Source organism: Flavobacterium sp. PL002, assembly GCF_054165825.1.
Window position 1 is genome coordinate 1,758,566 of the sequence record NZ_CM135110.1, and the last position, 22,343, is coordinate 1,780,908.

General features: G+C 33.7%; 18 protein-coding genes. 7 read left to right on the top strand and 11 right to left on the bottom strand.

Going from position 1 to position 22,343, the window contains the following annotated elements; translation table 11 throughout:
- Window positions 1–91 precede the first annotated feature (91 nt).
- From ACVEGE_RS07645 to ACVEGE_RS07665, 5 genes are all read right to left on the bottom strand, one after another.
- Window positions 92–607, bottom strand: coding sequence for a cupin domain-containing protein (locus ACVEGE_RS07645; protein ID WP_225738047.1), 516 nt, complete (start codon window positions 605–607; stop codon window positions 92–94).
- 12 nt (window positions 608–619) lie between these two features.
- Window positions 620–1,747 (bottom strand): glycerate kinase, encoded by a 1,128-nt coding sequence (locus ACVEGE_RS07650; protein WP_192499883.1) that lies wholly within the window; start codon window positions 1,745–1,747, stop codon window positions 620–622.
- Between the two features lie 130 nt (window positions 1,748–1,877).
- Window positions 1,878–3,500 (bottom strand): sodium:solute symporter family transporter, encoded by a 1,623-nt coding sequence (locus ACVEGE_RS07655; protein ID WP_192499884.1) that lies wholly within the window; start codon window positions 3,498–3,500, stop codon window positions 1,878–1,880.
- 17 nt (window positions 3,501–3,517) lie between these two features.
- Window positions 3,518–4,828: an MGH1-like glycoside hydrolase domain-containing protein gene (locus ACVEGE_RS07660; protein WP_192499885.1), complete on the bottom strand. Its 1,311-nt coding sequence runs from the start codon at window positions 4,826–4,828 to the stop codon at window positions 3,518–3,520.
- A 63-nt stretch (window positions 4,829–4,891) separates the two neighbouring features.
- Window positions 4,892–7,483, bottom strand: coding sequence for a TonB-dependent receptor (locus tag ACVEGE_RS07665; RefSeq protein WP_192499886.1), 2,592 nt, complete (start codon window positions 7,481–7,483; stop codon window positions 4,892–4,894).
- Between the two features lie 160 nt (window positions 7,484–7,643).
- Between ACVEGE_RS07665 and ACVEGE_RS07670 the strand changes: the two genes are divergently transcribed.
- Both ACVEGE_RS07670 and ACVEGE_RS07675 read left to right on the top strand, forming a co-directional pair.
- Window positions 7,644–8,684: a LacI family DNA-binding transcriptional regulator gene (locus ACVEGE_RS07670; protein ID WP_192499887.1), complete on the top strand. Its 1,041-nt coding sequence runs from the start codon at window positions 7,644–7,646 to the stop codon at window positions 8,682–8,684.
- Between the two features lie 367 nt (window positions 8,685–9,051).
- Complete coding sequence (locus ACVEGE_RS07675; RefSeq protein WP_192499888.1) at window positions 9,052–9,522, top strand: hypothetical protein; 471 nt, start codon at window positions 9,052–9,054, stop codon at window positions 9,520–9,522.
- 106 nt (window positions 9,523–9,628) lie between these two features.
- On the opposite strand, the gene ACVEGE_RS07680 is transcribed toward ACVEGE_RS07675, so the two are convergent.
- Window positions 9,629–10,576 (bottom strand): L-threonine 3-dehydrogenase, encoded by a 948-nt coding sequence (locus ACVEGE_RS07680; protein WP_173851335.1) that lies wholly within the window; start codon window positions 10,574–10,576, stop codon window positions 9,629–9,631.
- Window positions 10,577–10,801: 225 nt separating this feature from the next.
- On the opposite strand from ACVEGE_RS07680, the gene ACVEGE_RS07685 reads away from it, so the two are divergent.
- Both ACVEGE_RS07685 and mfd read left to right on the top strand, forming a co-directional pair.
- Window positions 10,802–11,404: a hypothetical protein gene (locus ACVEGE_RS07685; protein WP_173855998.1), complete on the top strand. Its 603-nt coding sequence runs from the start codon at window positions 10,802–10,804 to the stop codon at window positions 11,402–11,404.
- Window positions 11,397–14,774, top strand: a complete 3,378-nt coding sequence (gene mfd / locus ACVEGE_RS07690; protein ID WP_192499889.1) for a transcription-repair coupling factor — start codon at window positions 11,397–11,399, stop codon at window positions 14,772–14,774. The genes ACVEGE_RS07685 and mfd overlap by 8 nt, the downstream gene beginning before the upstream one ends.
- A gap of 312 nt (window positions 14,775–15,086) precedes the next feature.
- Here mfd and ACVEGE_RS07695 read toward each other — a convergent pair whose 3' ends face one another.
- The 3 genes from ACVEGE_RS07695 to ACVEGE_RS07705 all read right to left on the bottom strand — a co-directional run bounded on the left by ACVEGE_RS07695 (window position 15,087) and on the right by ACVEGE_RS07705 (window position 17,271).
- Window positions 15,087–15,743, bottom strand: a complete 657-nt coding sequence (locus ACVEGE_RS07695) for an aspartate kinase (RefSeq protein ID WP_173851327.1) — start codon at window positions 15,741–15,743, stop codon at window positions 15,087–15,089.
- Between the two features lie 118 nt (window positions 15,744–15,861).
- Complete coding sequence (locus tag ACVEGE_RS07700) at window positions 15,862–16,251, bottom strand: YraN family protein (protein ID WP_192499890.1); 390 nt, start codon at window positions 16,249–16,251, stop codon at window positions 15,862–15,864.
- 18 nt (window positions 16,252–16,269) lie between these two features.
- Complete coding sequence (locus tag ACVEGE_RS07705; protein WP_192499891.1) at window positions 16,270–17,271, bottom strand: LD-carboxypeptidase; 1,002 nt, start codon at window positions 17,269–17,271, stop codon at window positions 16,270–16,272.
- 170 nt (window positions 17,272–17,441) lie between these two features.
- On the opposite strand from ACVEGE_RS07705, the gene ACVEGE_RS07710 reads away from it, so the two are divergent.
- The 3 genes from ACVEGE_RS07710 to amaB all read left to right on the top strand — a co-directional run bounded on the left by ACVEGE_RS07710 (window position 17,442) and on the right by amaB (window position 20,959).
- Window positions 17,442–18,521 carry an endonuclease/exonuclease/phosphatase family protein gene (locus ACVEGE_RS07710; protein WP_192499892.1) on the top strand — a complete coding sequence of 360 codons (1,080 nt, stop codon included), beginning with the start codon at window positions 17,442–17,444 and terminating at the stop codon, window positions 18,519–18,521.
- 89 nt (window positions 18,522–18,610) lie between these two features.
- Window positions 18,611–19,150, top strand: coding sequence for a 3-hydroxyanthranilate 3,4-dioxygenase (locus ACVEGE_RS07715; RefSeq protein ID WP_173851319.1), 540 nt, complete (start codon window positions 18,611–18,613; stop codon window positions 19,148–19,150).
- Between the two features lie 255 nt (window positions 19,151–19,405).
- A complete protein-coding gene (amaB, locus tag ACVEGE_RS07720; protein WP_173851317.1) occupies window positions 19,406–20,959 on the top strand; it encodes an L-piperidine-6-carboxylate dehydrogenase in 1,554 nt (517 codons plus the stop codon).
- Window positions 20,960–21,033: 74 nt separating this feature from the next.
- On the opposite strand, the gene ACVEGE_RS07725 is transcribed toward amaB, so the two are convergent.
- Both ACVEGE_RS07725 and ACVEGE_RS07730 read right to left on the bottom strand, forming a co-directional pair.
- Window positions 21,034–21,561 (bottom strand): DUF6646 family protein, encoded by a 528-nt coding sequence (locus tag ACVEGE_RS07725; RefSeq protein WP_173855992.1) that lies wholly within the window; start codon window positions 21,559–21,561, stop codon window positions 21,034–21,036.
- A 48-nt stretch (window positions 21,562–21,609) separates the two neighbouring features.
- Complete coding sequence (locus ACVEGE_RS07730) at window positions 21,610–22,335, bottom strand: metallophosphoesterase family protein (RefSeq protein ID WP_192499893.1); 726 nt, start codon at window positions 22,333–22,335, stop codon at window positions 21,610–21,612.
- Between the last annotated feature and the right edge of the window lie 8 nt (window positions 22,336–22,343).

A 22,343-nucleotide genomic window follows, 5' to 3' on the forward strand; every position in this document is an offset into this window, starting at 1 on the left:
TCAAACTTCAAAAAACAAAAAAAAGTAAAAACTCGCTATATTGATCATATAGCGAGTAAAGATGTAATTACTCGACTAACCAACACCTGAATTACCTCCCGAAATCATCTTGAAGACGTACAATGTCCTCTTCGTCTGATGGCTGATTCAAGTCTGTATGTTGCCATATTTCAGCAACTACTCCCCAAGAATCTAGTCCAATTAATCGATGTCTTTCTCCTTTATCCATTTGTATAAATGCACCTGAACTAAGCTCTTGGATTTCACCTTCTTCATCAGTCAAGCTTGTTTTTACTCCTACTTTTCCTCCAATGATTTTCCAAATTTCAGATCTTCTAAAATGATATTGCCAAGACAATCTTTTATTTGGCGCTACTAGTAATATTTTTGGACTCAGTTTATTGGTGATTTGTATTTTTGACATTTCAAGATTCGGAAAAAATAATTTTGCAAAAGCACTCGCTTGATCTTCTTCTATTACAAAAAATCCTCCCCAAGGCCTTGTCATGTCTTGTTGAACAATCGTGAAATTTTCTGATTTTATAATGGCAGCAACCTTTTCAAAGATTGCGTTTTTATCCATAGTACCGTCTAAGTTGAAATTCATTTTAGTTGTATTTTAAATTTTAGTATGCTCTTTTATTAGTCGATATCCTAATGCAGTTAAGTGTGTCGCGGCATTTTGCATGGCATCCTCCGTGGTCACTCCCGTTTCCATAATAGAATGAATACTGCTAGGATGTAGATTTTCTTGGATAAGTTTTTCATCTTTTACAATTCCTGATATAATTGAAAAGGGAATTTTATTTTTAATTGCTCGTTCGCTAATTCCTTTGATTACTTTGCCTTCAATTGTTTGTTTGTCAACAGAACCTTCGCCAGTAATTATTAAGTCAATAGTGTCTTTTAATAGCGCATCAAAACCGGTTTGTTCCATTACAAAATCAATTCCGGATTTTATTTTGGCATCCAAAAAACAAACTGCTCCTGCGCCTAAACCACCAGCAGCTCCTGCACCTTCAATAGTTTCTACTTTTTTGTTAAGGTGTTTTAGAACTTGATCGCTAAAATGTTGAAGTCCCCTATCTAATAATTGAATCTCTTCTTCTGATGCGCCTTTTTGACTCCCGTAAACATAAGCAGCACCATTTTTACCGAACAATGGGTTTTTGACATCACATACTACGGTGCAGTTGATTTCTTTTGGATCAAATAATAAATGACTGTCCGCAATAGTATCAATATGCAATAGCTCCTTGCCAATTGGATTTATGAGTTCTTTTTTTGAATTATAAAGCTGATAACCCAAAGCGGCTGCCATCCCTATTCCTGCGTCATTTGTTGCGCTTCCGCCAATGAATAATACGATGTTTTTATATCCTTTTTGAATGGCATCAAGGATGAGTTGTCCTGTGCCATAAGTAGAAGTGTAGTAGCAGTTTTTTTCATTTTCTTCTAATAGCTGTAGTCCGGAAGCATTTGCCATTTCAATATAAGCAGTGTTTGCAGATACTTTATAAGTAGCTTGAATTTTCTTAAACAAAGGATTCATTACCAATACGGAAATGGTTTCTAGTTTGAAATAATTCTGCAATATATCCAAGGTTCCCTCACCACCGTCAGCCAGCGGATGTTTTAAGGTTTCGATTAACGGATTCGCTTTTTTAATCCCGTCTTCAATGACGTTACAAACTTCCATGGCAGACAAAGAACCTTTGAATTTATCTGGTGCGATTAAAACTCTCATTTTGTAATTTTTTAATTCGTGTATGTAGCAGCAACTGAGATTAAAAAAAGCAGCACAATTCGTTTCCTCCTCATGCCGCCACATTAACCAACTTAATGCTTTATATTGATTGAATTACTTTAATCTCAATCTATTTTATCGATGACAAAATATCAGGTAGTGCAAATGATAAAGCAAGAATTGCAATGAAGAATGCAACTAATATTAAAATATCTTTAGTGAATATGTCTTCTTTACGTACAGTAAATACAATATTTGTATCCGCGTTTTTTTCTGTTTTATAGATGGCACTTGTTATCAAAGCCAAAAAGAAAGTGATGACAAAACCAGTAAGGTTAAACCAAATCCAGAAAATATCATCAAAAAAATATTTGATTGTAACGTTGATCAAAACACCTCCAACGATTCCCACATTCATTCCAATATAATTCACTCTTTTTACTAAAATAGCAATAATAAAAGTAGCCAAAATAGGTCCGTAAAATTGTGACGAAATCATATTAATCAATTCGATCACTGTACCTCCATTATTCCCAAAAAGATAGGCAGATGCGATACACACAAAACCCCAAAATACGATTGCAATCTTGGAGAATTTCATGTATTTAACTTGACTTAATTTTACTTTACCTCTGTTAAAAAGATCTTCTACCGTTACTGCTCCTAGAGAATGTATCGTAGCGCTCACTGAGGACATCGCAGCCGATAAAATTCCAACAATCAAAATTCCTATTAACCCATGTGGTAAATATTTCATGATAAACACGGGCAACATTAAATCAGGTTTGATTCCGTTTTTTATGAATTCGTCTGGGTAATGTTGCTTTGTGACAGCAGCAATTTCATTCATGAAATCAGGTGTCAAATGTACTAATGCCCCAATGATTAATCCCATGATACAATAAGTCAACACCACTGGAAAACGCAATAATCCATTAGTCAGTAATATTTTCTTTGACGAATTTTCATCCTTTGCAGATATTAATCGTTGTGCCTGAGTTTGGTCTGTTCCATAATAAGACATGTATAAAAACAAACCTCCTAGAACCATTGGCAAAAGCCCATAAGTTCCTCCATCAAATCCTAGATTAGGAATGTCAATAACTTGCAATCTTTCACTATCAAAACCTGTGAAATTTGGGTTTGCTTTTAATAAATCCCACCCAAAATAAATACAAATAAGCAATCCGCCAAAAAGGATTACCATTTGAATGGCATCACCCCAAACGACTGCTTTCATACCACCCATATAAGAATAGACGATTGTAATAATAGTAATTAAAATAATGGTGTAGTGAAAACTAATATTCAATACTGATTGCAAAATAATAGCAATGGTATACACTCCTACACCTGTTGATAAAGACCTACTTATTTGAAAAACGACACTTAGGATAATACGAGTAGAGGTTGAGAATCGTCTTTCGACAAATTCATAAATACTCACAATATTAGCACGGTACAGCGGTGGAAGTATGATCAATATGATACCAATCATGGCCAATGGCACAGCCAACTCAAAGGTCAACCATTTCATTCCGCCGCCTTGCGCTAAACCAACAAAAGCAGGTGCTGATATGAAACTGATAGCAGAAAGCTGAGTTGCCATCGCAGATAAGCTTAATGGAAACCATCCCATGCTTTTTCCTCCAAGGAAATAATCCTTGGCATCTTTGTTCTCTTTAAACAAAAATCCTAATCCCAAAAAAGCAATTAAGTAAACAATAATAACAGTGTAGTCTAACCAGTTCATAATGATTAATTTAGTAATTAATTATCCAACATATCCAAAAACAAGGCAGCACTCCAAGAGAAATTACCGCCTCCGTATCCTTTTGCTCCTTCTGTATATTCTGATTTTCTAGCATCAAAATATTCATAGAAACCTACTTTTGTTAGTATTTCGAGACTATCCGCTTTTATTCTAGCGGCAATTTCGTCATAGCCGTAATCCTTTAAGCCATTATATAAAATCCAGTTTAAGTTAATCCAAACGGGTCCTCTCCAATATTTTTTTGGATTGAAACGCTCACTTGTTGGGTCGAATGAAGCACATAAGTACATATCGTCACCACCAAATTTAGTCATCATTGTATTAATTATTGTCGCCGCTTGTTCCTTGCTCGGGATTCCCGCAAACAAAGGCGAAAATGATGACGAACTCACAAAACGGATTGGCTTTTCGTTTCTTAAATCATAATGAATATAAGCACCTAATTCAGCATCGTATAGTTTCTCATTAAAAGCACGAATACTTTTTTCTTGCCATTTTTTAAGTTGTGCAATTTTATCGTCGTTCCCACCTATTAATTGGTACAGGTTAATCAATGAATCATTAGATTTAATCAACATCGAATTAAACAAAGGGTCTTGAACCAAAAACGGAGATAATTCGGCAATTTTTGCATCATCGTAATTATGCTCTTTTGCTATTTCGATAATGTGTAAATAATGATCATATTCACGGTTAGAAGGTCTTTGTGAAGCATCAACGTGTGTCGTATCTCTTCTTTCAAAAGTATATTCTGGCGGATTCATTGTTAACCAAATATCATCCCATATAGGAGAGTTATCTGTTCCTGATTCCCAGTTGTGATAGATATACACTAAACCTTCATTTTGAGGGTCTCTTTTAGTATAAAAATAATTATGATTGTCATATACCTTATCAATGTTTTGGCTAATAAAATTCAAGACATCACTTTTATCTTTTGCAATTTCGTACATTTTTTCTAATGTAAAGCCTATAACTGGAGGCTGTGTCATTCCTGTCGAAGGATATGCATCATTTGATTCTGGATGTAATTTTGATAAATGAAAATCACGTCCTGGAAAATAACTATCTGTTTCAACATGAAAAACAATATGCGGAATAAATCCATTCCCCCATTGTGAATCCAAAAGTGTTTTCATTTCCGTTTTGGCCTTATCCATATCGTAATGTGCAAAACCAATTGCTATAAATCCAGAGTCCCATTTCCATTGGAAAGGATACAAACCCTTACAAGGTATAGAATATCCTTTTTCTTGAAAGTTGTCATTTAAAATGTTTTTGGCCTCTTTAATTAAATCCTTATCCATGCTATTATATATTTTGAAAAAGAGATCTTGATTATTTTTATCAAGATCTCTTAAGGTTTTTATTTAAAAATTAAATGTAAAGTTTACTAATGCTGTTCTAGGAATAATAGGTCTTCCTACAAAGAATTGCTCGTCTGTTTGGTTATCACCTAATCTTGGAGAGCCTTCAGTAATTCCAGCAGAATTAAATAAGTTGAACGATTGAGCTCCTATTCTAAGTGTTTCATTATCCTTGCCAATGCTGAACGTATAACCAACACTTAAATCAACAATTCCGAAACCATCAAGTTTAACCGTATTTGCGTCATTTGTAAATTTATCTCCAGCATAGTTGAAGTCAAAATTTGCATCAAAGTTTGATTTGTCATAAGACAATCCTAGTTTTGTCATTACATTAGGTTGTCTAGCTAATTTGTTCCCTACAAAAGTTGGGTTGTTTTCAGACTTAGTCAATTCATGCTTTTGGTATGTAAACGTTCCGTTGAATGCAAAACCGTCTATAAATTTCCAATTCCAAGTAGTTTCAATACCATATGATCTTGTATCTTGCAAGTCCACTTTTTCAATAAATCCTCCAGCGCCATCATTTAAAAATGCAATATTTCTTCTGTCTGATAGATTAAGAGAGAAAAGCGCTGCAGTTCCAGAAAAATTTCCTTTACCATATTTGACTCCTGCTTCACCTTGAATGATATTCTCTGGAGAATAAGTAGAATGACCTCCAGCAGCATTTATTTTTACTGAACGCAGTTCTGGGAAGAAATACCCTTTAGAAAAGTTACCATACACGCTTGTGCTAGTATTTATTTTGTATAAAGCTGCCAATGAAATTGCATAGGCATCTGTAGAAACATTTGCAGTTTCATAAGCTCCAGTTCCCCATTTTATAGTAGCAATTTTAGAGTTGCCTGCGAAAGTGCTCATTGCAAAATCAGCTGTTTTTTCATTTGCAATGGTACCCGAAGCAGTTTCATGTCTGATACCAATATCAAAATTCCATTTGTCTAATTTGATTTGATCTGTTAAGAAGAAAGCCAATTTATTACTTGTAACATTCTTGTTAGAATATCCAGCTCCTCTATTAGTTACGCCATCTACAGTATAACCAGAAAGGTTAACTAAACCTGGGCGATTACTATACTCACTTAAATAACCTGTCGTTATATTCATATCTCCTGCAGATGCTCTTGACATAAATGCTCCTGCAGTTAAAGTATGTACTCCCATTTTATTGATCAATTTAATTTCAGAAACTAATTCATCTAATGGACGTACTCTGTCTAATATTCTGTTTTCGAATAAAAGGGCATCTGCTGGCAATGACGCTCCGTTTAAAGTTGTAAAATCACCAGTCGTTAATCCTCTAGCATTTAAATATTCTTGCTGCGTTTCAACTACTTTAGGTCCAGTTAATCCGCTACCATCAAGAAATAAGTTAAATTGGTGTTTATAATTAGATTTTCTAATTTTAGCATCAATAGAGAAATTATCTGAAAAGTCATGAACAAAATTGGTCATAAAATACCCTCCTTTTGTGGCAACACCATCTTTTATATTAGTTTTGAAAATGCCATCAGGAGTTGCGTAAGAGATATTTGAAGCTGCAGCAGTTTGTAAAGTCAAGATTTCATTACCATCATTACCAATAGGTCTTTCTCTACTTCCTCCTTGTAACGGGTAAGGCAAAAAGAACTGTACTTTATCATCTATTACTTGTCCAGAGAACGTAATTGTACTTTTTTCAGTTACTTTTTTTACATTTCCACGAATTTGATACCCTTCTGTTGGTAAGCCAGTTTTAATAGGTCCTTCATCATAACGATAAAATCCTGTTAACGCATAGAATAAGTTAGAATCTTTTCCTCCTAATTGACCACTTGTTAAGAAATCTGCTTTATATCTAGAGTTAGTTCCAACTTCTGTTTTTAAAATGTTCTTTGGTGTTACTGAACCTGTTTCGCTTGTATAGTTAATAATACCTGCTACAGAGCCTGCACCATAAAGTACTGATGAACCACCTCGAATAAATTCTAGACTTTTCATTCCAATATCTGTTCTAAAATAAACATCATGAGCAGATGAATTCAGTCCAAAAGTTGATAATACAGGCATTCCATCAATTTGGATTGGGTTAAACTGAAATTGTCCTCCAGAAGGTAAACCTCTAACAAATACATTAGAACCTACCTCACCACCTCCGTTTTCTGTAGTAATACCAGGTACACTTCTTAAGATGTTTGCTTGACTACTCGTATTTAATTTTGTTAAATCTTTAGCACTAAAAGAAGTAACTGAGACTGGTGTTTCTTTTTGTGAACGTTTAACTGAAGTTCCTGTTAAAACTACTTCGTCTAATGTTTCGATGCTTTCTTTTAAAATAAAATCTACTGTCACATCTCCATTAAAATTAACCGTTTTAGTTTGACCAAAATACCCAATGTAGGCTATTTTTATTTTTTGCTCACCTGTTAATTTAGAAGGGAATGAATAATTTCCTTCCATATCTGTCGTTGTTCCTTCTAAAGCGCCCACGACCAATACATTGGCCATAGGGATAGGATTGTTTTTTTCATCCTTTACCGTTCCTTTAACGGTTGTTTGAGAGTAGGAAACTGTTCCTATTATCAACAAGAATATTTTTAGATATTTCTTCATTTTGGTTAGAATTAAATTAATTTTGGTTTGATATTTAGGCTAAGTTATATCACATTCAATGTTTTAGATACTGAAAATTCATTAAAAACTAATGCAAACGTTTGCGGAAACGTTTGCGATTAAATTAAAATTAGTACTTTTACTATTATATCCGTAAAAAATGCGCAAAAAAAATATTGTTACTCTAAAAAAAATGGCTTTTGAATTAGGATTATCCATTTCAACGGTTTCTCGTGCACTAAATGATCATGTTGATATCAGCAATGAGACAAAAGAGAAGGTAAAAGCGCACGCAATCAAAGTTAAGTATGCTCCCAACTTGTTTGCGAAAGGTTTTCGATCCCATAAATCAAATATAATTGGTGTTATTATTCCTAACATCGAACATCAATTCACGGCAACACTCTTAAAAGGAATTATTTATAATGCTGACTTAAATGGGTACAAGGTTATTATATGTGAATCCTTTAATAATGAACAAAAACAAGCGGAACTGCTAGAAACGATGGTGCAATTTGGCGTTGACGGAGTTCTATTGTCCTTAGTAAAAAAAAATACTGATGTTGATGATATTTTGCAGATGATGCAGCATATTCCGTTAATATTATTTGATAGAGTATCGGCAAAAGTACCTTGTACGCAAATTGTTATTGATGACGAAGAAGCCGCCTTTAAAGCGGTGGACCATTTAATTAATATTGGTAAAAAAAGAATTGCCATTATTAAGGAAACCGAAAGTTCTATTCTGTCCGAAAAGCGATTTGCAGGATATCTGAAGGCTTTAAAAAAGCATCAAATAGAACTAGATGAAAGTTTAATTATGAGTTGCGACAGTGTCACTATCGAAGAAGGTAAAAAACTTGCGAAAGTGTTAGTAGGGTTACAGCACAAGCCCGACGGAATATTTGCTATCACTGATGAAGCGGGAATAGGTGCGATGCAAGTATTAAAGAAAAACAAAATAAAAATCCCAGAGGACATTGCAGTTGTGGGATTTAGTAATTCGGTTTATTCCACAATAATAAGTCCTAAGCTGACAACGATCGATCAACCTGGAAATAGGATTGGAGAAGTAGCTATCAAATATTTAATAGATGAAATAAATAGCGATACCGTTATCAACTACAAAACAATTGAAATAAAAACAAACCTTATCGTTCGTGGATCTACTTTTAGATCTCCTAAACGAAAATTAAAATAAAAAAGTAGTAAGGTAATGTGGTTAAAAGTCGCATTTTTTAAAAAAGGAATCCCTACAAATAAAACAAAGCTATAAGACTGTTTTATTTGTATCTTTTGTTGTATTTTTAAATAAAAAATGTCCACTAAATATAAAGCAAAAATAACAGATCATGCTTATTTTATAACTAAAGGATTAATATCGTTCTGCTAGAAATTATGCAGCTTTAGACAATGACTTCGACGTTGTAGTACTGGATTTGTTTTAGATTTTTGATGAACTGTGTGGACACGGAATGTAATTCCGCGCTATCGTTTGTGTGACATATCCGCGCTATCGGGTTAACTAATGATAGTTTTTATAATGGACCATCAAACTGCAAATAATCATGAAAAGAATATTTTTTATTTTAATAGTATGTATTTCATTTTCCATATTTGGGCAATCTAGAAATAGCGATTTTTTCAACTTTTATAAAGGCGGAAGTAAGTATAAGAAACCCGTGAAATATGTACTTTTTGATAGTTCTACGGGAGATGTTAAAAAGGAAGTTTATAATAAAACTTATTTTTATATGGGAGGAGAAACATTTATTTTTGATTCTAGAATCGATAAATTAGATTCCTGTATTACTGATCAAACAAAATTCACAATAAGTAAATCAAAGGACTTACAAGAAAAAGCATATCAGTTTTATAAGGAAAAAAAGCAAATAGAGGAAAGGAAAATGAAGTTAAAAAATCCAATACTGTATCCGGTAACTGATTTTAGTGCATACTTTAAAATTTATGTATTAGAAAAAACTAATAAAAATACGCTGCTAAAGCATGAAGTTGATTGGATATATTCTACTTTTTAAGAGAGAAAAATAGTACTATGTTTTGTCATAGTTAATTAAAAAACAATTTTTTAGGAATCCCTAAAAATAAATGCCGCAAAACCTAAATTTTGCGGCATTTTGTATTTTAAATACTTTTACTCAAATTCTCTAGCATATCTTTAGTCATCGATTCGAGATCAAATTGATGTTTCCATCCCCAGTCTGCTCGAGCGTTACTGTCATCGATGCTTGCAGGCCAGCTGTCAGCAATTTTTTGACGAAAGTCTGGCTCATAAGTAATTGTAAAGTCAGGTATGTGTTTTTTAATTTCTGCAGCGATTTCTGTCGGTGTAAAACTCATTGCAGCCAGATTGTATGACGAGTGAATTTTGATTTCTTCAATTGGTGCTTCCATAATTTTTATCGTTGCAGCAATAGCATCATCCATGTACATCATAGGCATTTTAGTCTCTGATGATAAGAAACACTCATACGTTTTATCGGCCAAAGCCTTGTGATAAATATCTACCGCATAATCTGTAGTTCCACCACCAGGAGGAGACGACCAGCTAATTAAGCCAGGATAACGGATGCTTCTTACATCCACGCCAAAGATATTATGGTAGTATTCGCACCATCTTTCTCCTGCTTGTTTGCTAATTCCGTAAACGGTAGACGGTTCCATGATGGTATATTGTTGGGTATTTTCTTTAGGTGTAGTAGGGCCAAAAACAGCAATACTAGACGGCCAGAATATTTTTTTTATTTTTCCGGCTTTCGCCAAATTTAAAACGTGGAATAACGAATTCATATTTAGATCCCATGCAAAAGCAGGATTCTTTTCAGCAGTTGCCGAAAGTAGCGCCGCCATTAAGTAGACATCAGTAATTTGATGAACTTCTACTAAATGTTCGATTTGATTAAAATCTAAAGCATTTATTACTTCAAATGGACCTGAATTAACCACGTCAATATTTAATTTACGAATGTCAGATGCAATCACATTTTCGGTTCCGTGTATTTCCCTGAGCGAGCGAGTTAATTCGGTTCCTATTTGTCCGCATGCCCCAATAATTAATATTTTTGTACTCATAATAAATAGAATTTAAAAAGCAAAGGTAACGTTTTCGTAAATAATTCATAAGAGTGATTGACGGTTTGTTAATAGTTAATTCAAAGCCTTAAAAGGAGAGTTTAATAATTATTATTTTGGCATTTATGCTAATAAAAATGTACCAAATACAAATGAATGGTAATTCGCAATTTCAAATCTGTATTTATAAATTACTTTGTAACTTTGTAGTTCAATGTGATCCCTATGAAATTTAAAATAATATATACTTTTTTACTACTCGTTTTATTTGCTTCCTGCAAAGATGATAGCCAAAAAAGGCTTGCTGAGAATGAAAAAGAATTAAAAAAGAAAGAACTGCTGTTCTCAAATATCAATAAAGGATGGGTTTTTTACGATACACCTATCAATGAAACTGCTGAGGAAAGTGTAGGAGATTGGACAGAATTACGTAGTTTATTAAATGAACTAAGTCTAAAGCCTAAGAAAACTATTGGCGCTTTTCAACAAAAAGCTGCGGCACTATCTAAAAAAGCAATTGCCCTAAATGTCAATATACCCGAGCAATTCAACCAGCCACAAATTAAGAGTCGCATTGCAACTTTGATTACAAAAATCAGGTTATTGGATTTATACATTCATTTAGATAATATTGCTGATGATAAAGTAGTCAAAGTAATCCCTGAAATAAACAATGAGTTGGCTTCTTTGCAGAGACAAATGGATAAAATTGTGGTAAAAAGCAAAATTCCAGTTGAAGAAGGCGAATCAGAATTAAAGAAAATGATGGATGTGTCACGCGCAATTCCTAATGATCCAATAGATCCAAATTTACCTAGAGTTGAGTAAAAAAGTTTTATATAATACCTACGATAAATCGCCAAAAACGTTGCAAATTGCAGCGCAGTTAAATGAAAATACTGGCGTAAAAATGCACCTTAGCGGTTTGTTAGGGTCCGCAACTTCATTTGTAATACACGCTTTATTTACTAAAGCCGAAAATCCTTTTCTAATTGTTTTAAACAATAAGGAGGAGGCCGCTTATTATTTGAACGATTTAGAGCAAATGATAGGCGATAAAGATGTATTGTTTTATCCCGGTTCTTACCGCCGTCCGTACCAAATTGAAGATACGGATAATGCCAATGTTTTATTGCGTGCTGAGGTGCTTAATCGCATTAATTCTCGTAAAAAACCTGCAGTAATTGTTACTTATCCTGAAGCACTTTTTGAAAAAGTAGTTACCCGCAAAGATTTAGAGAAAAATACACTTAAGGTTGCTACAGGCGATAAGATTTCGATTGATTTTATCAATGAAGTGTTATTCGAATATGAATTTAAAAGAGTCGATTTTATCACTGAACCTGGAGAGTTTTCTGTTCGTGGAGGAATTGTAGATGTGTTTTCATTTTCGAATGATAATCCGTACCGAATAGAGTTTTTTGGTAACGAAGTAGATAGTATTCGAAGTTTTGATGTAGCGACACAGTTGTCGATCCAAATTCAGAAAAAAATCACGATTATTCCTAATGTAGAAAATAAAATTTTTCAAGAAAATAGAGAAAGTTTCTTGGATTATATCTCTGAGAAAACAGTTCTTTTTATCCAAAACACTGAGGATTTATTAGGACAATTAGACAAACATTTTGCTAAAGCCGAAGAAGCTTTTGAAAAATTATCTAAAGAGATCAAACACGCATCCCCAGAACAGCTTTTTCTTAACCAGCCTGCTTTTATAAAGCGAGCCGTAGATTTTTCGATGGTTGAATTTGGCTCGAAAGCGATTTTTAGAACTACAAAAAAATTCGAATATCATATTCAGCCGCAACCGTCTTTCAATAAACAGTTTGACTTGTTATTGAATAATTTGAATGAAAATCACTTTAACGGTTTTAATAATTATTTGTTCTGTTCGAATGAAGCTCAGGCCAAAAGATTTCATGATATTTTTGAAACTTTAGACGAAGCTAATTCTGAAAATATCCGAAAACAATATCATACCGTTGTAATGCCTTTGTATCAAGGATTTATTGATTCAGAAAATCAGATTACTTGTTATACGGATCACCAAATTTTTGAGCGTTACCATAAATTCAATATTAAAAATGGATATTCTAAGAAACAGAATATCACTTTAAAGGAATTGACAACTTTGTCTGTGGGGGATTATGTGACGCATATTGACCACGGAATTGGTCGTTTTGGAGGTTTACAGAAAATAGATGTTGAAGGTAAAACGCAAGAAACTATTAAACTTGTTTATGCTGATAATGATATTGTGTATGTGAGCATTCACTCGCTACATAAAATTTCTAAATACACTGGTAAAGACGGCACACCACCCAAGATTTATAAATTAGGCTCAGCTGCTTGGAAAACTTTAAAACAAAAAACCAAAGCTAGAGTTAAGAATGTGGCATTCAATTTAATTCAGCTTTACGCCAAAAGAAGACTCGATAAAGGATTTCAATTTGCGCCAGATAGTTATTTACAAAATGAATTAGAGAGTTCGTTTATATATGAAGATACCCCGGACCAAACCAAGTCAACTGCTGAGGTAAAAGCGGATATGGAAAGTGATCGTCCAATGGATCGATTGGTTTGTGGAGATGTAGGTTTTGGAAAAACTGAGGTGGCTATTCGTGCTGCTTTTAAAGCGGTAGATAACAGTAAACAAGTGGCCATTTTAGTGCCAACAACAATTTTAGCATACCAACATTATAGAACTTTTACAGAACGTTTAAAAGACATGCCAGTTTCTATTGGATATTTAAACCGTTTTAGAACTGCCAAACAAAAAGCTGAAACACTTAAATTATTAGCCGAAGGAAAATTAGATATCGTTATTGGGACGCATCAATTGGTAAACAAAAATGTCGTTTTTAAAGATTTAGGTTTGCTGATTGTTGATGAGGAACAAAAATTTGGTGTAAACGTAAAAGACAAATTAAAAACAATAGCTGCTAATGTGGATACGTTGACTTTAACAGCAACACCTATTCCTAGAACGCTGCAGTTTTCCTTAATGGCAGCGCGCGATTTGTCAGTAATTACAACTCCGCCACCCAACCGTTATCCAATTGAGACCAATGTGGTAGGTTTTAGTGAAGAGATGATTCGGGATGCTATTTCGTATGAAATTCAGCGTAACGGACAAGTTTTCTTTATCAATAACAGAATAGAAAATATCAAGGAAGTAGCTGGAATGATTCAGCGCTTAGTTCCTAATGCAAGAGTGGGAATTGGTCACGGCCAAATGGAAGGAAAAAAATTGGAGGAATTGATGTTGGCTTTCATGAACGGAGAATTTGATGTTCTGGTAGCGACAACAATTATCGAAAGTGGATTAGATGTTCCTAATGCGAACACCATTTTTATCAATAACGCCAATAATTTTGGATTATCTGATTTGCATCAAATGAGAGGTCGAGTAGGACGTAGCAATAAAAAGGCATTTTGTTATTTCATTTGTCCACCGTACTCTGCAATGACAGATGATGCTAGAAAACGTATTCAAGCGTTAGAACAATTTAGCGAACTAGGAAGCGGTTTCAATATTGCCATGAAGGATTTAGAGATTCGTGGTGCAGGAGATTTATTAGGTGGAGAGCAGTCTGGTTTTATCAATGAAATTGGTTTTGATACCTATCAAAAAATTCTAAATGAAGCCATTGAAGAATTAAAAGAAAATGAATTCAAGGATTTATATCCTACAGAGAATGATATTGAGACCAAGGAATATGTAAAAGACCTTCAAATTGATACTGACTTTGAATTATTGTTCTCTGACGAATACATTAATAATATTAGTGAGCGATTGAACTTGTATAATGAGTTAGGATCCATTAAAAATGAGGAAGATTTAAAAGCGTTCCAAGTGAAATTGATTGATAGATTTGGACCTATGCCTCCACGAGCGATTGCTTTAATGAACAGCATTCGAATAAAATGGATTGCTAGCCGTATTGGGATTGAAAAATTAGTGATGAAACAAGGCAAGATGATTTGCTATTTTGTATCTGATCAACAATCAGCTTATTACCAATCAAAACGTTTTAGAGCAGTGATAGAGTTTGTACAAAAACATACTGATATTTGTAAAATGAAAGAAAAACAAACTCCAAATGGTTTGCGATTACTTATCACTTTCGATAATGCAAAATCAACTAGAAAAGCGTTAGAGTTAATGGAGATGTTAGGGGGAATTAATAAGGAATAGATTAGCGAAACTAAGATAACAAAAAAAGCATCCAAACAGTAATAAGTTTGGATGCTTTTTTATGATATTGAATTCCAGAAAAATATCCAAAATTCAAATAATATAATACCCTTATTATTTATGAAAAAGTACTTTTGTTAGTTCGAGCGGAGGAGAGAATTGTTCTTGCCTCAAGATTGCACTCAATGAATAAAAATATTTTGGATTATAGTGTACTGGTTTTTGATATAATATAAAGAGAAGAGATTTTTAAAAACACAATCTTTTTACGTAAAGGCTCTAATTTGTTTAAAATAAGTAGATGGGGAATATTTAATTCTTCAAATCTTTAATTACTTTAAAAGCCACATCTACTTGTTGTTCACTAACTAAAATTGTGAATTCATTTGAAGTCGAAATCACCTCATTAATGATAATTCCTTCCCAAGCTAAACGCTGAAAAATAAAATAGTAAATTCCTGGAACAGCAATATTTTCTTTTGGTAGTTTTACGGTAATCGAAGCAAGATTCTCAAGTCTTTGAATTAATTTTTCGCTTACAAAATGTTTGTCTACTAATTCTTCAACACTATTACTAATTACAATATTGATTTCGTTCACTCCTCTTGATGACGTATAAAAAACATCAGGAAGTGCATTAATATCTGAAATTAAGTCGGCTTGTTTATTTAAAACAGTTTCTGATACTGCAAATGTATAGTCTGTCAATGCAGAACGAACCGTGATTTCACCAATGTTTTTGATAACCTTATTGATTTTATGATTTAGTCGAAAATCAAGTTCTTCGGTTAATCGTTTTAACGACATTACAATTGCACCTTGTTTGACCTCTTTACCAAATTCACTTTCTAATTCAGACATGATATTCCTAGAAAGCGAAGTCAAATTAATAATTCCTAATGATAAAGCGTTTAGTAAAAAGGGCTTTGTTTTAATGTAATTTTCTACAATTGAAGAAACAGTTTTCATAATCGATAAGGTGTTTTAAATTTAGTTGCTGTAGTTAACTTAGTTCAAGTTGTGTTAAAAACTGCTGCAAATATAAATAAAAAACATTTTGTTACAAATATAACATTAATAAAAAACGCTAAAAGTGATAAAAAGCATCGATAAGGTGCTCAATTACAAAAGATTTGTCTTCTTTTTGTGCTGTCTGGGTTTTTTTAGACTCGTTATTTATGGCTATAATGTCAAAGCGAACTTCGATATCAAGATTTTTTTTGTTGACATAAGCATCGACGGCTTTTACTAGAAGTTGTATTTTTTTTGGACTTACAAAATCCTGCGGAAGTCCAAATGCGATTGAAGAACGCGTTTTGACTTCTACTATGGCAAGTATATTTTCTTTTTTGGCAATAATGTCAATTTCAGCTTTTTGAAAAGTCCAATTTGTATCTAGAATTTCATAGCCTTCTTTTTGTAAAAAAGCGACAGCCATTTCTTCTCCTAATTTCCCTAGATCATTGTGTGCTGCCATTGTAATTGTGTTATTTAATTACTCAAAATTCACGGTGCTAGTTTTGTCAGTAACTTCCATCGTTACGGTGCTTCCTAATATAAGTGCTCGATTGTCTCTAATATGTCCAGCAGGAAAGTTATAAATTACCGGAATATTATATTTTTTAGTAACGTCTTCAATAATAGCGACAGCATCTTTCCCCCAAGGGATATCATTGTCTTTCATTTTAGTCATAGAACCTACAATAATTCCTTTAACGCTTTCTAAACAACCATTTCGTTTTAGATTCATCATCATTCGATCAATATGGTAGAGATATTCGTCTAAATCCTCCATAAACAAAATCTTGTCTTTACAGTCAATTGCTGATGGTGAACCTAATAGGCTATATAAAATAGATAAATTACCGCCTACGATTTCTCCTGTAGCTGTACCCATTCTATTCATTTTGTCTGACGGAATGCTGTAGCTTAATTTTTGTCCAAATAAAGACAATCGTAAACTTTCAATCGCATCCGGAGTTGCTCTAGGTACTGTGATAGGCATCACGGCATGAATAGATTTGTAGCCCATTGTGTTTAAATGATTGTGCAATACAGTAATATCACTAAAGCCAACCACCCATTTAGGATGCTGTTTGAACTTAGTGAAATCTAATAAATCAACCATTCTTACTGTACCATAACCACCCTTAACACACCATATTGCCTTAATAGTAGGATTGTCTAATTGGTTTTGGAAATCAGCTGCTCTTTGTTCATCTGTCCCAGCTAGTTGGTTGTTGTCTAAACCTATTGTTGTCCCTATAACTACTTCTAGACCCCAACTATGTGCTAAATCAATAGCAGGTTGTAAATTATTATCAAGGCTTTTTCTGGCAGTTGCAAGTAGTGCTATAGTATCTCCTTTTTGTAAAGTAGGTGGTGTTATCATGTAATTTTGAGCTTGGCTGGTGAAAGATTGTAAAATAAAAAATAAAAATAGGAATTTAAAGAATTCAAAATTATTATTTAACGACCAAATTTTTTTGCTATGCATTTTTTTGTTTTTCTTGAAAATGATTTAATAATGTCGCTTTTAAGTAAACATTCAAACAAAGATAGGGATTACAAAACAAATAAGAATTAATTGTAAAGAGTTAGTGTTAGAAAATAAATGAGAAAAATTGGATTCGTCTTCGTAAATTGTAACACTTTTAAATGTTGTATATGAGAATTTTACGTGTTTTATTACTGATTTTACTTATCTTTTTTTCTGCCAAAACACTTGGTCAACAAAAAAATTATTCTATTCACACCGTAGCTTTTTATAATCTAGAGAATCTTTTTGATACAATAAATGATCCTGATACTAATGATGATGAGTGGACACCCAAAGGCAGTCGTCATTGGACTTCTGCTCAATACCATCAAAAATTAAAGAACTTGAGTAGAGTAATTCTCGAAATAGGTTCTTCTGATAACAAAAACGCACCCACATTTTTAGGCTGTTGTGAAGTTGAAAATCGTGGTGTACTTGAAGACTTGGTTAAGCAACCTTATTTAATTGATATTGACTATGGTATTATTCATTTTGATTCCCCTGATAAACGCGGAATAGATGTGGCGCTTTTGTACCAAAAAAAATATTTTCGTCCTACAAATTATACTAACATTCCTTTGTATGTTTATGAACTAGACTCAAGCAAAATTAAAAATAAAAAAGAATATGATAGTACACAAACGAATCGTGTATTTACGCGGGATCAACTTTTAATTACGGGATTTTTAGAAGGAGAAGAGATTAATATCATTGTTAATCATTGGCCTTCGCGATCAGGAGGCGAAAAAAAATCAAGCAAATTTAGGGAAGCGGCAGGCGATTTGAACCGAAAAATAATTGATTCTTTACAAAATATAAATCCGCTAGCTAAAGTAATTACATTGGGAGATTTAAATGATAGTCCGATCAATAAGAGTGTCAAAATTGCCTTAGGAGCTAAAGGTAAAAAGGAAGCTGTTGGTGAAAAAGGAATTTATAACCCTTTTGAAAGTATGGCACAAAAAGGTTTAGGAACAATTGCGTATCGAGATTCCTGGGATATATTTGATCAAATTATGGTTTCACAACCTTTTATAAGCAATGATTTCACAACATACCAATTCTGGAAAGCAGGAATTTATAATAAACCATTCCTTATTCAAAATTCTGGTAATTACAAAGGCTATCCTAAAAGAAATTCTATTAGTGATGTAGGGTTTAGCGACCACTTTCCAGTTTATATTTATCTCATTAAAGAAATACATTAAATGTAAAACGTAAAGACTTTGAGGATTTCTTAACGCTTGTAGCGCCTAGTTTTTGCTATCTTAGCAATCAATAACTCAATACTGAAAATATGGCAATAGCAAAACCCTTCAATCTTACAAAATGGATTGATGAAAATAGGCACTTATTAAAACCGCCAGTAGGAAATAAAAATTTATACCATGACTCTGGAGATTATATCGTTATGATTGTCGCAGGTCCAAACGCTCGTAAAGACTATCACTACAACGAAACCGAAGAGTTGTTTTATCAACTAGAAGGTTCTATAAAAGTCATTATTCAAGAAGATGGTGAGCGCAAAGTAATGGAACTAAATGCTGGTGATATGTACTTGCATCCAGCAAATATTCCGCATTCTCCAGTACGTTCAGAGGGTTCCATAGGTTTGGTAATTGAGCGCAAACGCGTAGGTAAAGGATTTACTGATGGCTTGCTATGGCATTGCGACAATTGCAATCACAAACTCTATGAAGTTAAATTTGAACTGCACGATATAGAAAAGGATTTCTTGCCTCATTTTGAGCATTTTTACAATTCTGAAGAATTAAGAACGTGCGATAATTGTGGTGCCGTTATGGAAGCTGATCCCCGATTCATAGATAAGAAATAATTGCTTCAATTGTCTATACTCATCATCTATTATTATTTTACCGTTTAAAGAAAGTTATAAATGACATGCTATTTCTAGGGCATCAGAGCAAGGTTGAAAACCAATATAGAGCTCATTTGCTATAAATATCAGCTGTTTTAGCTCTAATATAATTTCTCATTTAGGGTTCATAATTTTAAAGTAGTTTTTTGTTTAGTACACCTTTAAACAATATCTTTACATAAAAATATAACAATTTAAACCAAAAAAGTTACAATGATAACAATAGCAAATCAATTTGGAATGAAAGAAGCTTTAACTCAATTGGGTATAAAGGAAATAAATGAAGGAACTTCAACAGGATTAAATAATTTTTCAAATGGAGCAATCTTAGAAAGTTTTTCGCCTGTAGATGGTCAATTGATAGCGAAAGTTAAAACCTCTACCGCTGCAGATTATGAAAAAGTAATGGAGTCAGCAACTGTGGCTTTCAAAACTTTCAGATTAATGCCAGCGCCACAACGTGGAGAAATTGTACGTCAGTTTGGAGAGAAATTGCGTGAAAAGAAAGAAGCATTAGGTAAACTAGTTTCTTATGAAATGGGTAAGTCATTACAAGAAGGTTATGGTGAAGTACAGGAAATGATTGATATCTGTGATTTTGCAGTAGGTCTTTCTCGTCAATTACACGGTTTAACAATGCACTCTGAGCGTCCGCAACATAGAATGTATGAGCAGTACCACCCTCTTGGAGTTGTTGGAATTATCTCAGCGTTTAATTTTCCAGTAGCAGTTTGGGCTTGGAACACTGCATTAGCATGGATTGCTGGTGATGTTTGCGTTTGGAAACCATCAGAGAAAACACCACTATGTGGAATTGCTTGTCAAAACATAATTGCTGAGGTAATAAAAGAAAATAACCTTCCAGAAGGAATTTCTTGTTTAATAAACGGAGATTACAAGGTAGGAGAGATGATGACTAATGACAAACGCGTACCTTTAATTTCAGCAACGGGTTCTACTCGAATGGGGAAAATCGTTGCGCAAACAGTAGCAGGTCGTTTGGGAAGATCATTATTGGAGTTAGGAGGGAACAATGCAATCATCGTTACACCAGATGCTGATATTAAAATGACGGTTATTGGTGCTGTTTTTGGTGCGGTAGGAACTGCTGGTCAAAGATGTACTTCTACGCGTCGCTTAATTATTCATGAAAGTATTTATGATACGGTAAAAGATGCTGTTGTGGCTGCTTACAAGCAATTGAGCATTGGGAATCCATTAGACGAAAACAATCACGTAGGGCCGCTGATCGATACGCATGCTGTAGAAATGTACAATAGAGCGTTAACTAAAGTAGTAGAGCAAGGTGGTAAAATTCTTGTTGAAGGTGGTGTTCTTTCTGGAGAAGGCTATGAAAGTGGGTGTTATGTGAAACCTGCAATTGCAGAAGCTGATAATTCATTTGAAATCGTACAACATGAAACGTTTGCTCCAGTATTGTATTTATTAAAATATTCTGGAACAGTAGAAAATGCACTTGATGTTCAAAACGGAGTAGCGCAAGGATTGTCATCTGCGATTATGACAAACAACTTGAGAGAAGCAGAGCATTTCTTATCTGTAGCTGGATCTGATTGCGGAATTGCAAATGTAAACATCGGAACTTCAGGTGCTGAAATTGGTGGTGCTTTTGGAGGAGAAAAAGAAACCGGTGGAGGTAGAGAATCAGGTTCTGATGCTTGGAAGGTATACATGCGTCGTCAAACCAATACAATCAATTACGGAACCTCATTACCATTAGCGCAAGGAATAAAGTTTGATTTGTAATCAAAATATAAGATAACAAAAAAGGCAATTTGAATTTTCAAATTGCCTTTTTTTATTTATAAAAACGACTTCTTTTAAAGATTGAAAGAAGCACCAATATTAACAGTAAATTGATTGTTTAAGTTGCGTCCAATATCTGTACTGTTTACGTCATATTTAGCAATTGGAACTCCAGCTTCTCCAAATAACCCAAAACCATCAGTAAAGAAATAACGGAAACCTAAATGTGCTCCAAAATTTTTCAAACCTAAGTCTAAACCAGGGTAAACATCCATTTTAGGATCTAATTGCAATACACTTCCTAGGTTAGCATTAAAACGTGCTTTAACATCTATACGATTTCCAAATGATGGAGTAGAAGAGTAAGCGGTTCCACTAATTGGATCTACATATTTAGCATCATCAACAGATAATAAATAATTTGTAGTAAGTCCTAATGACATGTTTTCTCCAATACCATAATCATAAGATAAAAAAACACCTGTTCCGCCATTTTGAATATTGAAACCAACTTGACCTTTGATATCTCCTTTTCCGTCAAACGCTTGTGCGTTAATAAATCCTGCGCTACATAACAATAGTAACGTGATTAGCTTTTTCATAATTGTTTCTTTTTAGTAAGAATAAGGGCAAAAATAATCTTTTAAATTTTAATTTCTCCCTTTTTCGTCAAAATACAAATTGTTTAAAGGTTCACTTTGCCAAAATTCCTTTGTGTCAATATCTAAAATTGTAAGCGGTCCCTTAAAAGCAGCTCCGGTATCAATATTCCATATACAAGCTTTTTGCACGGGTTCTGTTTTACCAATGCGGGTGACGGGAGTATGGCCAATGTAGACTTCGTCGTATAAAGTAAAACGTTTTGGATATAATAAATCATTAGGTTTGATGCTGGTGTCTAAAGCGAGCGCAGTTTCCCATAAAGTTCTATCCCAATAAAATGATTTAGGATAAAATTCATATTTCACACCATTCATATTGGTAAATCCGGCATGAACAAAAAGGCGGTTTTTTTCATCTAAATAGTAATCCTCTAATGACAATAAAAAAGCTACATGCAATTGTTTTGTAATAGTGTCTACTTTTTCATAGGCAGTTACTGTAGCTTCACCACCATGCTTGTACCACATAAGGTTATCTTTGTTGTCTTTCAACCAATGCAGTAATAATTCGTCGTGGTTGCCGCGAATAAAAACGCAATTATTAGTCGTTTTTAACTGAATCAAATAATCAAGGACTTGTGGAGATTGGCTCCAGCCATCTACATAATCTCCCAAAAAAATTAAAGTATCGTCTTTTGTAACTTTGGCTCTTTCCATAATTTGGTGAAGTGCACGTAAGCCTCCGTGTATATCACCTATAACTAATGTTCTCATTTTGTGTG